This is a genomic window from Sphingopyxis sp. GW821-FHT12C06 (genome assembly GCF_058807415.1).
Map to the genome: position 1 here is coordinate 135,916 of NZ_JBXAQR010000003.1, position 15,159 is coordinate 151,074.

The window sequence follows — 15,159 nt, forward strand, 5'->3', positions numbered from 1 at the left end:
GCGTCGAGATCGTTCGCCATGCGTGTTGAAAAAATTCGGGTCGAGGGATTTCGGCTGCTCGGGGATATCGAGCTTTTGCTCGAGCCCACCGCCACGGTCATTGTCGGCCGGAACAACAGCGGCAAGACCTCGCTGACCGAGATATTCGACCGCCTCGCGGGCGAACAGGGTCCCAGGTTTCGGCTCGAGGATTTTTCCGCCGGTACGCGCGGCAAATTCCTTGCTGCCAAAGCCGAGCGCGATAGCGGCAGCAGCCCGGAAGAGGTCTTGGCGCTGCTGCCGACGATCGCCGTGACGCTCACCTTCAGCTATGACCCCGCTGCCGGTGAGCTCGGACCGCTGGCGCCTTTCGTGATCGATCTCGATCCTGACTGTTCGACAGCAATTGCGCGTATCGAATATGCCGCCTTCTCCGGATCGCTGGCCACCTTGTTCGACATCCCGGAGGTCGAGGAGGGCGGCGATGGCGTCGCGCATTTCTATCGCCAGCTCCGCGACACCTTACCGCGGGCCTATCGCGTCAGCGTCACCGCCATCGATCCCACCGACCCGTCGAATATCCGTACGCTCGACAGCGCCGCTGCCCTCTCCACGCTGGTGCAATGCGGTTTCGTGCGCGCGCAGCGTACCCTCGATGGCAACAAGCCCAGCGACACGGCGGTCATCGGACGGTTACTCGGCACATTGTTCCAGACGGCGAACTCCCTTACCGCAGGGGAGGCCGATCAGGCGCTCGCCACGGCGCTCAAGGCATCGGTCAGCCAGATCGAGCAGACGATCCAGCACGACTTCGATACCATGGTCAAGGACTTGCTTCCGGCACTCAGTGTGTTCGGGTTTCCGGGCCTTAACGATGCCGAGCTGCGGCCTGAAACGTCGCTCAACGTCGAAACGCTGCTCTCAGACCACACCAAGATTTTTTACACGGGCCAGCATGGCGTGCATCTCCCTGAGGGATATAATGGTCTCGGCACACGCAACCTCATCTATATGCTTTTGCAGCTCGAGACCTTTCACAAAGCGTATCGTGCGCGCGCGGTGCGACCGGGTACGCACCTCGTCTTCATCGAAGAGCCCGAGGCGCATCTTCATCCCCAGATGCAGGAGGTTCTGGTCGCCCAGTTGAACGCTGCTGTCGCAGCGCTCTCCGCCAAATATGCCGGCGAACCTGCTTGGCAGGTTCAATTCATCATCTCGACCCACTCGCCGCATGTCGCGAATGCGGCCTCGTTTGAAGCTGTTCGCTATTTCCTGAGTTCGCCGCCCGACGCGGCAGGGAGCCGGCACACCAAGATCAAGGATTTCCGCAAGGGCAGCACAGCTATTCCGCCGGAAGATCGCGACTTCCTTCACCAATATATGACGCTGACCCAGTGCGACCTATATTTTGCCGACAAGGCCATTCTGGTTGAAGGCACCACCGAACGCATCCTGATGCCGCGTATCCTCAAGATTGTCGATGAGGAGCTCGAGCCTGAGAACCGGCTCGCTCGGCAATATATCACAACCATCGAGGTTGGCGGGGCCTATGCCCATATCTTCTATCCGCTGCTCGACTTTCTCGAACTCAAGAGCCTCATCATCACCGACATCGATGCGGTACGGATTGACAAGAGCAAGGAGAAGCCTCGCGCGGTGAAATGCCCGTGCGCAATCGGCGAGCATAGTTCCAACGCGGGGATCCGTCACTGGTTCGCCGTTGGAAAGGGGACGCAAATCAGTATCGAAGCGCTCGGCGCCAAGACGCCTGACGACAAGCTGAAGCGATATCGGCGCCTTGCCTATCAGATTCCCGAGAATGACTCGCCATGGTGCGCGCGAAGCTATGAGGATGCGCTCATCCTCGCCAATCCGGAACGGTTCGAACTGCCCGCGGAGGGCGACCATGGAATGATCGCCTGGGAGATGGCGCAGGACCTCAGCAAGTCCGAAACGGCGCTGCGTTTTGCGATCCAGGAACAGGGTTGGGCGGTTCCCAGATATATCAGGGAAGGCTTGACCTGGCTCTCCGAGCCGCCCCCGCCGCCCGAAGAGCCGCCCGCCATCCCTCTCGACGGTACGGAGGGTACGGCAATCGAAATCGGAACCCCGGGTTCGAACGATAGCGATGCAGCCGGCGACGATGCCGGGCCGCAGTACGACCTGTGACCAATCCGGCTATCGTTGCCGCGCAGGAGGCGCAGGCGCGTGTGGATGCTTGCCTCGATGGAGGGCGCAATTTTCGCCTAGAGGCCGGAGCCGGCGCGGGTAAAACCTTTTCGCTGATCCTCGCGCTCAAGAAGCTGATCACGGAGCGTGGGCGCGATTTGCAGCGCGCGGGCCAGAAGGTCTCCTGCATTACCTATACAGAGGTGGCGCGCGAGGAAATCGCGCGGGAGATCGAGCAGCACCCCGCAATCCTCGTCGAGACCATTCACGCCTTTAGCTGGGGCTTCATGTCGCGGTTCCAGAAGGAACTGCGCGCGCTCGTCGCCGAGCTCGATGACCGGCAGGACAAGATCGAGGAGGCTGGCGGAGTCAAGGATCAGATCGTCCAATATCAGCTCGGTTTCTTCGCGATCGACGAGCAGCGGATCAGCCTGCATCATGACGATGTGCCGCGCTTCATGGCCCGCCTGCTGGACAATCCCAAATATCGGGCGCTGTTCGCTGCCACCTATCCGGTCATCTTTGTCGACGAATATCAGGACACCGATCCGCATTTCATGTCGGCGCTGGCGGAACATTTTCTCGCGACCGGAACCGGACCCCAGATCGGCTTCTTCGGCGATCATTGGCAGACCATCTACCGCAGCGACTATCAGCTGGTGAGCTATCCGTCGCTAGACCCCATCGACAAGGGGTCGAATTTTCGCTCGGTTCCCGCTGTCGTCAATGTCCTGAATGCCCTGCGCCCCGAATTGAAGCAGGCGGTCAAGGACCCGGAAGCCGTCGGCGAGGCGCGCTTCTTCCACGCCAATTCCTATCAAGGTGCAAGGACCAGCAGTTCATCCTCAAAGAATGATACGCCGCCGGAGATCAGCCGCGATTTCATGGCGAAGCTTATGGCGAGGCTGACGGATGATGGATGGGATCTTTTGCCGCAAAAGACGAAGATTCTGATGCTCACGCACAATGCGATTGCCGCGGAACGCGGTTATCCGACCATCGCGGCGTCCTATCGGTACAATGACTCCTTTGCGAAAAAGGAGGACCCCCTCATTGCCTTTCTCGTCGAGATGGTCGAGCCGATGGCCCTCGCCTTTTCGGAGAAGCGTTTCGGCGATATGTTTCGCGTACTCGGCAACCGGCCGGAGCTACGCAGCCATGAAGACAAGGCCAGCTGGGCCGCCGATATGGCTTCGCTGCTCGACGCGCGTGACAAGGGCAGTATCGGTGATGTGATCGATCTTCTCAAGCAGACCCGGCGTCCGCAGCTTCCCGACCGGATCGTGAAACGGGAGCAGGAATTGGCGAATGCCGATGAAGAGACGGAGCTCCCCCGAAGCCTGGAGCAGCATAAGCTGGTTCGCGAAGCACCTTATCGGGAACTCACCCGGCTTGCCGAATACATCGACGGGCAGACGCCCTTTGCGACTCAGCATAGCGTCAAGGGTGCCGAATTCGAGAACGTCATCGTCGTTCTCGGCGGCGGATGGAACCACTATAATTGGCCGCAGCTGCTCGAGCTTCTGAGTACCGGTGCCCTGACATCCAAGAATGAGAAGGGCTACTACCGGGCGCGCAATCTCTTCTATGTTTCGGTATCGCGGCCGAAGGTGCGGCTGGCCGTGATCGCAACGCAAACCATGTCTACAACGGCGTTGGGGACAGCCGAAAAACTATTTGGACCTGAGAATGTCGTTGGCCTTACCTTGTAGAAAATATGCATCGTTCACGCCGATACGGCCGCTGGTCTAGTTAGGGGCGCGGCATTCAATGCTTCGCGCAGCGAGACCCGTGCAGCGCGCCGCGAAGGTTCCTACCGGGCGCCAAGGGCGTTGAGCGCCTTCCTCGCATCATCTGGCAAGCGAACGAGGCACGCTAATGCCTGCGCGTACTAATTGCGGGTTGGTGTTCGATATGCTATGAGAATTCGCGAGCGTTGTTGAGCCTTCCAACACTCGAGCCACTCCACAAAATGTTGATGCGGGCCATTGAAGGGGCCATCACTTTACCTGTTGAAGAGAAAAAAATTTCTTTTCAAAATCATAAGCTTAACTATCGATTCCTCTTCTGCACCATTTACCCTTCTCAGGGCAATCGACAAAATCCCGGAAATCTGTTAGTTTTCCGTGGGTTTTGTTCCGAATTGTCCGAGGGTGTCTCACACAATCTCACCCCGAAACGGGCCATCAAAAAAGCCATAATGGCCCGTCTTTTTCGAAGTGAGTATTGCTCGATGGCCCGTTCGCCTCGAGCGCTGTGATTGGTGCCGGTCCTAACCCTTTTAAAGGAGTTGAGCCGTGCCTCTTGGCGATGTTCAAACCCGGTCCCCAAAACCGCGGGATCGCGTCTACAAAATTTCCGATGCCAACAGCCTCTATCTGGAGGTCGATCCAACCGGTGCACGACTGTAGCGTGGTGGCTGTGATGGATTTTCGATCATATTCGCGGTCCCGGTCCCTTCTCGCACTGGCGGGTTTCCTGCTCATAGATTTGGGGGCATCCAATATCGTGCCCGCGTTGTTCCGGCGTACAGGGGTCGAGGGCAGCATGCCGACGGCGCTTGCCATCAGCGCGCTGACGACATTGGGTTATGCCGGCATTTTCGTCGGCCCGGCTGGTACCGGTTTTCTGGGCAAAGCCGTGGGCTTGCCGACCGCATTCCGGATTGTCGCGGGCCTGCTGATTCTCGTGCCGCTGACAGCGAGCCGGGTCGCCATGCTGCGCTAGCGTGGGAGGCGATAAGTAGGCTGCAATTATCTGTTTGCTTCCCCGTTTTGTGTTGGGAAGCAAGTGTTCCGCGTTGGGCTAGGATGCGATTGGCTGCTTTGCGCTTCTATCAGACTCCGTCGCGTGTTTGACGACATTGTCAGGAAAAGACGGACGAACGATTGCGTCGCTCGGGGCGGTAGGCAACAAGCGGGCATTCGATAGGAGAATTACATGCGCCTCGCCCTTGCTTTGCTGCTGACGTCCGTAATGCCACTCGCTTCAGTCTGTGCGCCCGCGATGGCTCAGGCGGCACCGGAAAATGCCCTGGACGCTGCATTGCTCCAGTTCCTGGATCAGGCCTTTGACGAACGGGCGAACTTGCAGCCCGAGACGCAAACCCAGCTCGGGTACAAGACGAACTACGACCGCCTCGACGACTATACGGACGCAGGCGCGGTGCAGGAGCAGAATATGGCCGAGCGGCAGCTCAAGGAAATGCGCGCGCGCTTTCGGCCCGAGCAGTTGAGCGACAGTGCGCGGGTGAGCTTCCGTTTGTTCGAATATGACGTCGAGCGCCGCCGCGAGTCCTTCGCCTTCCGCAAACTGCGTTTCCAGGTGACAACCAACGGCAGCCCCGCAGGTGACATTCCGGTTCTGCTGATCAACACTCAGAAGATCGATACGGTCGCCGATGCCGAGGCTTATATCGCCCGCCTGCGCGATACCAATCGCGTGATGCGCGAGGTCGCCGCGACGATGCGCGAACAGGCCGCGGCGGGTATCATTCCCAACAAGGTCAACTTCGCGCCCGCCCGCGCAGACGCAAGGAAGGTCCTTGTCGGGGCGCCGTTCGACGGCGGTCCGGATTCGACGCTGCTCGCCGATTTCCGAAAGAAGATCGGGGCTCTCGATGCGCCCGCCGCGGTGAAGGCGAAGCTGCTGAGCGATGCGAGCACGGCGCTGACGGGACCGTTTTGGAACGGCTACAATGTGCTGATCGCGGCGATCGACGAGGTCGAGCCCCAGTCCAAAGGGAATCTCGGCGTCTGGAGCTTGCCGGGTGGCGACGCTTATTATGCGGACCGGCTGAAAAGCTCGACAAGCACCGATCTCACGGCCGACCAAATCCACGACCTCGGGTTGAAGCAGGTTGCGGCGATCCGCCAGGAAATGGAAGCGGTCAAGCACGAGGTCGGTTTCGACGGAACGCTCGAGCAGTTTTTCGACCATATCCGCACTGATCCTCAGTTCAAATATCCCAACACCGAGGCGGGCCGCGAAGAGTATCTGAAGGATGCACGCGCGGTGATCGCGGCAGCGATGGCCGCCGCGCCGCGCTATTTCAGTGTTCTGCCCAAGGCCACGCTGGAGGTGCGCGCGGTCGAGAAATGGCGCGAAGCGACCGCGTCAACGGCCTTCTACAATCAGCCCTCGGCAGACGGGTCGCGGCCCGGCATCTATTATGTCAACCTGGTCGACATGAATCAGACCCAGAAGGTGCAAGTTGCCGGGATTGCAGCACATGAAGGTGCCCCAGGCCATCATTTCCAGATCGCACGTCAGCAGGAATTGGCGGGCATACCGAAGTTCCGCAAGTTCGGCGGTTATGGCGCCTATGTCGAGGGGTGGGGACTCTATTCCGAACGGCTGGCGGGCGAGATGGGAGTCTATAAAGGTCCCTACGACCGCTTCGGAATGCTGTCGCTTCAAGTGTGGCGTGCGATCCGCTTGGTACTCGATACGGGCATTCATTCGAAGCGCTGGACACGCGAGCAGGCGATTGCCTATTTTCGTGCGAACAGCTCGGTGTCGGACACCGATATCGCGCGCGAGGTTGACCGCTATTTCAACTGGCCGGGGCAGGCGACGAGCTACATGGTCGGTCAGCTCAAGATCGCCGAACTCCGTGCGCGTGCCGAACGCGGCCTGGGATCGCGCTTTGATATCCGCGAGTTTCATGAAGCGATACTGAGCGAGGGAGCGTTGCCGCTGAGTGTGCTTGAGGAGCAGGTCGACAGGTACATCGCCGCGAAGGGGCGCTAGGAGAGGGGGCTCGAAGAAGCCGGGCCGCTTGTTTTGACCAGATTGCGACGGGCTGCTTTGCGCTCGAATTTCGTCGTTTCCGTAGCCTCGATCATTTTCCGATAGCTGTCGTGCACTTTTGCGCGGCGCCGCATGTATTAATTTGAGCACGCTTGGGTGATGGCTCTCCGGGACCGGGGGCGCGGCCGCCTGTAGGGGGCGGATTATGGTGCCGGGGACGGCATGTCACCCTGCGCCTTGCAACTTCCGAGCAGGTTCTCTGCGGATTGACTTGCTGCAAAATATAATCATATTATATACCAATTGACCTTGATAATAATCATATAAAGAATATCGCTTCGGGCGACCCATGCAAGAGAGGTGGCGAATGTCAGTGAAGGCCCTGGAACAGCGTCTCGTGGAATTTCGCGAGCGCGGCTATACGATTTTTGAAGGCGCCTATGATGCGGGGCAGATGCAGGCGTGGAAGGATCGGTATGACGATATGGTCCGGCGCAACACCCCGCCGGGTGCGGCCGAGCCGCGCCTGCGCGTGACCAGCGCGCTGGAGCAGGAGCCCGGCCTGATGTTGCCGGCGGTCAATAATCAGGCGGTCCTCGATTTCGCCGAGCGGGTCATGGGCCCCTTCGTCCAGCTCGACAATCTCACCTTCATGGCCTTCCCGTCCGAGCCGAAGGAGCAGGCGGAGGGCAGGGTCAGCTTCTGGCATCGCGACCGCTGGGGCTGGATGCCCGATGGGCCGCAATATGTCCGCCCCATCGCCTGTAACGCGATCTGCTATCTGCAGGATCTCACCGACGAATATGGCCCGTTGCGCGTCGTCGAAGGATCGCATCGGCGAGCGGTGACGATCGAATCCGATGGGCATCGCACCCTGCCGCATCCGGAAGAAACGGTGCTGAATGTGAAGGCAGGCGACGTGGTTTTCACGCATTGCTCGTTGCTGCACTCGGGCACCCCGAACACCTCGGGCAAGCCGCGCTATTTCTTCAGTAGCTATTATAATCGCGTGGGTCTGCCGACGCGCGACAATCACAAGGGACCAGCCGTCCAGCGGATCGTCGAAGCGGCGCGTGTGCGCAACGACCGGCGGTTGATGCGGCTTTTCGGTGTCGACGACCTGATCGAAGCGCGCGCCAACAGCCTGTTCCTCAGGCCGGATGAAGAGATGTGGGGCAGGTGGATCGCCGAGGACCGCGCCGCACTGGAGCCATGAAAACCGGTCTGCAAACCGCGCAGCTCGGGGATATTCCCCTCCTCTGGGCCGAACCGGCAGGCGCGGGCACGCGGCCGTTGGTACTCTGGCTGCACGCCTTCAGCTGGTCGAAGGAGGATGTCGCACCGCAGCTGCTCGAACTTGCCGCGCGTGGCTTTGTAGCGGTGAGCTGGGATCTGCCGCAACATGGCGCGCGAAGCGACGAAACGCCCGACGAGATCAGGCTGCGTGTCCGCAGCGACCTGCGCCGCCATTTCTGGCCGATTCTGGCGCAGGCGGCCGAAGAGGTGCCCGCCATCATCGACTGGGCCGTCGCACATCTCGGCTGCGCCGGGGGCGTGGGCATCGGCGGGATCTCGATGGGGGGAGATATTGCGGTCGCGTCAGCGGGGATCGATCGCCGCATCGGGCGCGTGGCGGCGGTTCTGGCTACGCCGGACTGGTTGCGTCCGGGATCGCAGGAACCACAGGGCGTGGCTGGGGAGGAGCAATGGGCATTGTATCGCCGGCTCGATCCGCTGAGCAATCCCGCGCATTATCGGCATTGCCCCGCGATGCTGTTTGTCTGCGGTGCGGACGATCGGCAGGTGCCTCCCGAAGGAGCCGAGGCGTTCGTCGCGATGCTGGGCAATATATATCCGGACGGCGCGGGGCATCTGGCGATCGCGCGCCAACCCGGAATCGCACACCGGTTCACCCCGTGGATGTGGAGCGAGGCGCTGGCATGGTTCGAAGCCGGCCGCGGCCCTGACGTCCAGCTGCCCGGCTAATCCTGCACGCATCGCAATCGATGGGCCATGGAAGAGCGGCTTGACGTCAAAAATAATTGGGCATATTAAATGCTCCATAATATGATAAACAATATGGTATTATGACTCGCGGTAGTCGGAATTGTGCGGTCTTAAGATAACGATAAATCGGCCGGAATCACAGGCCGGCCAAATGGGAGGAAAGCATGTTGCGTAGAGCACTATTCGTATCCGTGTCCGCAATGGCGATGATGTCGCTGGCGGGCGTGGCGAATGCCCAGGAGCAGGTCGCATCGGCAGCGCCGGCGCAGAGCGAGGCTTCGGGGACGGAGGATCCGGAGATCATCGTCACCGGCGTCTTCAGTGCGACCTCGATTGAACGGGCACCGATTTCGATCACCGCGGTAACCGAAGATGCGCTCCGGCGTCAGGCGCCGATCAGTTCGGCCGACGCCTTGAAAAGCGTCCCCGGCGTGTTCGTCAACTCGTCGCTGGGTGAAATTCGCAACATCGTCTTTTCGCGCGGGGTGTCCGCACGCTCGCTTGAGGCGGCTGGCGGCTATTTCTACATATCGTTGCAGGAGGACGGCTTGCCCGTCGAGCCGGTGACGGCGACGAACTTCGGTCCCGACTATTTCAGCCGCCTCGACCTGATGAACAATCGCATCGAGGCGCTGCGTGGCGGCACGGCAGTGGTGACGGGGGCGAACGCCCCGGGCGGCATTTTCAACTATATCTCGAAAACCGGGAAATCCGCGCCGGGCACGCAGTTCCAGTTCAAGCTCGGCCTCGAGGGCGATGGCAAATCGCCGCTTTATCGCTTCGATGGTTACACCGGCGGGCAGATCGCCGACAGCGACCTCTATTATGCGATCGGGGGCTTTTATCGCGTCAGCGACGGGGCGCGCTATCCCGGTTACAAGCTCAACAAGGGCGGCCAGATCCGCGGCAACCTGCTGTGGGACTATGGCGAAGGATCGCTGACGGTCCGCGCGAAATATCTCAACGATCACAACGGCTGGTTCGAGACGCTGCCGGCGCGTGACTTCAAGGACCCGAAGATTCTGGCGCCTTACACCAATTTGTCGTCGGTTCTTCCTCCCGCATCGCCGCACAGCTATCCCGATTTCGGAACCGGGGAGCTTCGCGACTGGGACGGATCAAAACTCGTCAAGAGTACGGCGGTGGCATTCGACGTGAACTGGCGTCACGACCTGACCGACAATATCCAGATCAGCAACAGCTTCCGCTTTTCGCGCAACAAGGCGCACTGGAACACGGTTGCCGTTAACTTCGCGACGCCCCTGACCGACGCCGACGGTGGTATTCGAACGATCCAGAGCACCAACGGGATCGACGGCACCTATACTTATCGCCTCCCCGACGGCTCCGTCGCTGCGGTGGTGTCACAGGTGGGCGCGACGCGTACGCTGGTTGTCAACAATTTGCCCAGCCAGAACATCCTTGCCGGCGGGATTATGGCGGGTCTTGCTTATCAGCCGGATTACCGGTCGCAGACATTTCAGGACCAGTTGACGATATCGGGAACCTTCGGGCGCCATCGCCTTTCGCTCGGCGCCTATTTTGATCAGTCCACCTTTCATCAACGTCTTTCGGGCGCTGGCGGCGGTGTCATGACCCTGACGCCGCGGCCGGTGCTTTTGAGCACCACGCTGACACGTCCCGACGGTTCGGTCTATCTCGTCACGGATTCGTCGGGCTGGGCGGGGATCGGGCAGGGTCTCGCCATTCGCGAGAGCGGAACGAAGATGACCGACATTGCGGTCTATGGCGGCGATACGTGGGAGGTGACGGACAAGCTCACCATCGATGTCGGTGGTCGCTATGAAAGCCTGAACTATGACTCGTATACGTATCTGTCCGTGCCGTTCACGGGCAACAAGCTGACCACCGGCGGGCGGGACGGAAACCCGCTGACGCTGTACGACAACGCAACCACGGTGCGTGGTGCAAGGCTGCCGTTCAAGCGCAAATACGACTATTTCGCCTTCTCGGGTTCGGCTGCCTATCAATTCTCCGACGCGTTCCAGGCCTATGTCCGTTACACCAGCGGCAAAAAGGCACCCGACTTTGGCATCTTGTCGGGGATCACGACGACGGCGGCGATCTCGACGATTTTCCCGTCGGCGGAGAAAATCCAGCAGATCGAGATGGGGCTGAAATATCGCGACAACGGCATGTTCATCCAGGCCTTCCCGTTCTGGAGCAAGAATTCGAATATCGCAGACAATCAGACCTTCACCTACAAGCCGGGGACGCCCAACGCGGGAACAAATTACTCGCCGCCGCCGGTATTCGGTCAGGTTGAAACCTATGGCATCGAGATTTCCGGTGATTTCGACGTCACCGACCAGCTGAATCTTCACGCCGATCTGACGCTGCAAGACCCGAAGGCGAGCGGGTTCAGCACCTATACGCAGGGCCCCAAGGGTGACGGCACCGACGACATCGTCAGCACGGTTCCGGCGGGAACGGCCGACAATAATCCGAAGGTCATCGCCCGCGCGACGGCAACCTATCGGCCGGTCGAGTCGGTTTCGCTGTTCGCCACCTATTCCTATCTCGGCAAGCGCGCCGCGAACCGCCGCAATGCCTGGTATCTGCCCGCCTTCAGCACGGTCGACGTCGGTGTTGCATGGGATGTGAGCAGCAACTTCAGCGTCCAGGGCAATGTCACCAACCTGTTCAACACCGTCGGTATCATGGGCTGGGCGAAGGGCGGCAGCCTGCTGACGGCTCTCGACCGGCAGACGTTGACGCCGGCGCAGGTAGAGGCCGATCCGAAGCAGCTGTTTTCGGTCCTGCCGAACCAGCCCCGGGCATTTTATCTCACCCTCTCGATGAAGCTCTGAGCGAAGGCGCATCTGGCCGCTGGCCCGAGGCCGGTCGCGGGCGAGCGACCGGTAGACGGGCCGCGGATCAGATGCGCATAGCAGTACGGACGGGGTGGGGAGGAGCCGGCGAATGAGTGACGCGAGCGGACCGGAGCCCAGAACGAGGGGCTTGCTCTCGGGATGGCCGCTCGTCGCCATCCTGATGTTCTTCTACTTCCTGTCGTTCGTCGATCGCGCGTTGATCTCGCTGATGGTCGAACCGATTCAGCGCGATCTCGATTTCACCGATGTCGAGATGGGCCTGCTGCTCGGGCCCGCTTTCGGTATTTTCTATGCCGCCGCCGGTATCCCCCTCGGCCGGCTGATGGACCGCTATTCCAAGCGCTGGCTGTGCATGGGCGTGGTGGCATTTTGGGGCCTTTCGACCGCGGTCTCGGGCATGGCGACCAGCTTCTCGCTGTTCTTTGCCAGCCGGCTTGGTCTCGGCGCCGGGGAGGCGGGTCTGTCGCCCGCCGCCTATTCGCTCATGGCGGAGCAAGTGCCCCGTCGACGCCTTGCTACAGCCTATTCCTTCTACACCATCGGCGCCTTTGCCGGAGGCGGTCTCGCGATAGTGGGGGGCGGCTGGCTCGTTCACAAGCTGGCGCACGCGGGGACGGTCGCAGTGCCGCTGCTGGGACACTTTTACCCATGGCAGCTGACCTTCCTGCTGGTCGGGGGGCTGACTATTCTGGCCGCGCCGCTGGCGCTGTTGTTGCGCGAGAATCTGCGTCCGGCGGCATCCGAAACATCTGCCGATGGCGGGCAGGCACCAGGCCTGTGGGCGTTGATCCGTACCGATCCGCTGTTCTATCTCGGTTACCCTTTCGCGTTCGGATCGGTGAATGTCATCGTGACGGCGTTTCACGTATGGACGCCGACCTTCATGGCACGCACCTATGGCTGGAACATCGAAGAAGTCGGGATCGCTTATGGTGCGACGCAGGGGATTGCCGGGGTGATCGGGCTGCTGGCCATGGGGTGGCTGGTCGAGCGCCTCTATAATCGTGGCATGGCCGATGCGCATGCCAAGGTTCCGGCGATCGGCTTATGCCTCTCGATCCCGGCGATGATCGCCGGCATCCTTTCGGGGAGTCCGACGGCTTTTCTGCTCGCCTCGACTCTCTTCTGGGGTGTGACCTATACCTATGCGGGTTATGCGCCGGCTGCGTTGCAGCTGGGGACACCGGCGTCTTTGCGGGCCAGTGTCGGTGCGGTCTATGTGACCTTCCTGTCGGTCATGGGCCTGTTCATCGGGCCGACGATGGTAAGCTGGTTCACCGAGGGCGTCTTGCAGGACAAATCGAGGATCGGCCTGTCACTGGTTTTCGTGATGGTGATATGGACGCCGATTGCGATCGCCGCGCTCCTTCTGATCGCGAAACGGTTGCGCACGAGGCACGCTCGCGGCATGCCTTGACGGGGCGCTAGCGTTTCGACTGGCGGCGGGCTTCGCTTCGCTTCGCCTCCGACACGCGCGCGACCGTGCCCTTCGAATAATCGATCAGTTTGCGCATCGCGACGCGGGCCTCTGTGCCGTTGCGATCGACAATCGCATCGAGGATGGCCTTGTGCATCGCGAGCGAATGTTCGGTGCCGTCGGGATTGTCCGCCCCGATCCGGAAGCTGATGACCAGCGCCGATTCCACGACCCGCCCCAGCGACGCGAACAGGTCATTGCCCGACGCCTCGATGATGGCGCGGTGGAAGGCGAGATCGGATTCGATGCTGTCGTGCGTGCGTCCCGCCGCGGCCATCGCATCAAAGGCTTCGCCCATGCGGCGGAAGTCGTGAAGCTTTGCGCGCGACGCGGCCAGAAAGGCGGCGGTTGGCTCGACCATATGGCGAAGCTCGTACAATTGCTCGAGGACTGCATCGCGATCTTCCGAGTGAAGCCGCCATTCGAGAATATCCGGGTCGAGGAAGTTCCAGTTCTCGCGCGGGAGCACGAAGGTGCCAGCTTTTGGCCGCGCATCGACAAGGCCCTTGTCTGCGAGCACGCGCAGCGCTTCGCGGAGCACGGTACGGCTGACACCCAGCCGGGCGCAGCACTCCTCTTGCCCGGGCAGCGTCGCTCCGGGCGCGAATTCTCCGGACAATATGGCCTGACCGAGGTCCTGGATCACCCGGCCATGCAGTCCTTTGCTTTCAACGGCTTTCATTGGCTTATGGCTCGCCCGTTAACATATGAAAGACTGGAATTATGGCACATAAATATGATCGAACATAGGCCTTGATGTCACGGCTCCACTATTGCTGAACAAGCATTTGGCGATTGAGGTCTGTTATGAGATTGACGCCAGTAAGGCTGAGCGCAACGCGCAACTCTGCTTCGAATAGCGACAGCATATGATTAACCGCCGCCTCGCCGCCGGCGCCGAGTGCATAGGCCCAGGCCCGGCCCAAAAGTACGCAATCGGCACCGAGGCAAAGCAGGCGGGCGACGTCGAGTCCCGAGCGAACCCCGCCATCGGCGAGGACCTTCAGCTTTCCTGCTACCGCGTCGGCAATTGCGGGAAGCGCTTCGGCGGTCGCTGGCACGCCGTCGAGTTGCCGGCCCCCGTGATTCGAGACGATGATCCCGTCGGCGCCGACCGCTGCGGCGGTGCTCGCATCTTCCGGGTCGAGTATCCCTTTGATGACCAGCGGGCCCGTCCACTCGCTGCGAATAAATTCCAGATCGCGCCACGTAACGCCGGGGTCGAAATTGCACCGCATCCAGCCCAGAAAATCGTCGAGGCCGCTCCTTTTGCCAAGCAATGGCGCGACATTGCCAAGGCTGTGCGGCCTGCCTAGCAGTCCGACATCCATTGCCCAGTGCGGACGGCGCAGCGCCTGAAATGCGCGGCGAAGAGCTCCTTTCAGGCCGGGGGCGCCGGCAAGACCCGACCGGTAGTCGCGATAGCGCGTGCCGGGCACCGGCATATCCACGGTGAAGACGAGCACTGCGCAACCGTGTGCGCGTGCCTGTGCCAGCAGATCGCGCACGAAGCCGCGATCGCGCATCATGTAAAGCTGGAACCAGAAAGGCGCCCGCGCGGCCGCCGCCACTTCCGCCAGCGAACAGGCCGATACGGTCGACAGGCAGAAAGGAATGCCTGCGTTTTCAGCCGCCGCGATCGCCTGCCGCTCACCGCGGCGGGCAAGCATGCCGGCGAGACCGATCGGCCCCAATGCGATGGGCATCGACTGGCGCCGCCCGAAAATCTCGATCCCCAGATCGATGTCGGAAACATCGCGAAGTACGCGCTGGCGCAGCGCTACGCGCTGCAGTTCGGCCCGGTTCCGATGGAGCGTTACCTCGTCATAGGATCCGCCATCGACATATTCGAAAAGGAATTTCGGCAGCCGGCGCCGCGCCAGCTCGCGATAGTCGAATATCGATGCTGCAACCCTCATA

The 15,159-nt window shown here is 60.9% G+C and carries 10 protein-coding genes; 8 read left to right on the forward strand and 2 right to left on the reverse strand.

All coding sequences use genetic code 11. From position 1 onward, the window contains the following. Positions 1-18 precede the first annotated feature (18 nt). The 8 genes from AC1RRJ_RS09785 (at position 19) to AC1RRJ_RS09820 (ending at position 13,179) form a co-directional block, all read left to right on the forward strand. Positions 19-2,148, forward strand: a complete 2,130-nt coding sequence (locus AC1RRJ_RS09785; RefSeq protein ID WP_493122063.1) for an ATP-dependent nuclease — start codon at positions 19-21, stop codon at positions 2,146-2,148. Further along, complete coding sequence (locus AC1RRJ_RS09790; RefSeq protein ID WP_493122065.1) at positions 2,145-3,860, forward strand: UvrD-helicase domain-containing protein; 1,716 nt, start codon at positions 2,145-2,147, stop codon at positions 3,858-3,860. Before AC1RRJ_RS09785 ends, AC1RRJ_RS09790 begins: the two co-directional genes overlap by 4 nt. 796 nt (positions 3,861-4,656) lie before the next feature. After that, the gene (locus AC1RRJ_RS09795) at positions 4,657-4,875 is read left to right on the forward strand and encodes a hypothetical protein (RefSeq protein ID WP_493122067.1); all 219 of its coding nucleotides are present in this window, start codon (positions 4,657-4,659) and stop codon (positions 4,873-4,875) included. A 249-nt stretch (positions 4,876-5,124) separates the two neighbouring features. After that, positions 5,125-6,900 (forward strand): DUF885 domain-containing protein, encoded by a 1,776-nt coding sequence (locus AC1RRJ_RS09800; protein WP_493122069.1) that lies wholly within the window; start codon positions 5,125-5,127, stop codon positions 6,898-6,900. Between the two features lie 367 nt (positions 6,901-7,267). After that, positions 7,268-8,116, forward strand: coding sequence for a phytanoyl-CoA dioxygenase family protein (locus tag AC1RRJ_RS09805; RefSeq protein ID WP_493122071.1), 849 nt, complete (start codon positions 7,268-7,270; stop codon positions 8,114-8,116). Beyond that, positions 8,113-8,886 (forward strand): alpha/beta hydrolase family protein, encoded by a 774-nt coding sequence (locus AC1RRJ_RS09810; RefSeq protein WP_493122073.1) that lies wholly within the window; start codon positions 8,113-8,115, stop codon positions 8,884-8,886. The genes AC1RRJ_RS09805 and AC1RRJ_RS09810 overlap by 4 nt, the downstream gene beginning before the upstream one ends. Before the next feature lie 221 nt (positions 8,887-9,107). Then, positions 9,108-11,738, forward strand: coding sequence for a TonB-dependent receptor (locus AC1RRJ_RS09815; RefSeq protein WP_493122075.1), 2,631 nt, complete (start codon positions 9,108-9,110; stop codon positions 11,736-11,738). Between the two features lie 112 nt (positions 11,739-11,850). Then, positions 11,851-13,179: an MFS transporter gene (locus AC1RRJ_RS09820; RefSeq protein ID WP_493122077.1), complete on the forward strand. Its 1,329-nt coding sequence runs from the start codon at positions 11,851-11,853 to the stop codon at positions 13,177-13,179. A gap of 7 nt (positions 13,180-13,186) precedes the next feature. Here AC1RRJ_RS09820 and AC1RRJ_RS09825 read toward each other — a convergent pair whose 3' ends face one another. Then, the gene (locus tag AC1RRJ_RS09825) at positions 13,187-13,921 is read right to left on the reverse strand and encodes a FadR/GntR family transcriptional regulator (RefSeq protein WP_493122079.1); all 735 of its coding nucleotides are present in this window, start codon (positions 13,919-13,921) and stop codon (positions 13,187-13,189) included. Between the two features lie 88 nt (positions 13,922-14,009). Further along, complete coding sequence (lldD, locus tag AC1RRJ_RS09830) at positions 14,010-15,158, reverse strand: FMN-dependent L-lactate dehydrogenase LldD (protein ID WP_493122081.1); 1,149 nt, start codon at positions 15,156-15,158, stop codon at positions 14,010-14,012. Position 15,159 lies beyond the last annotated feature (1 nt).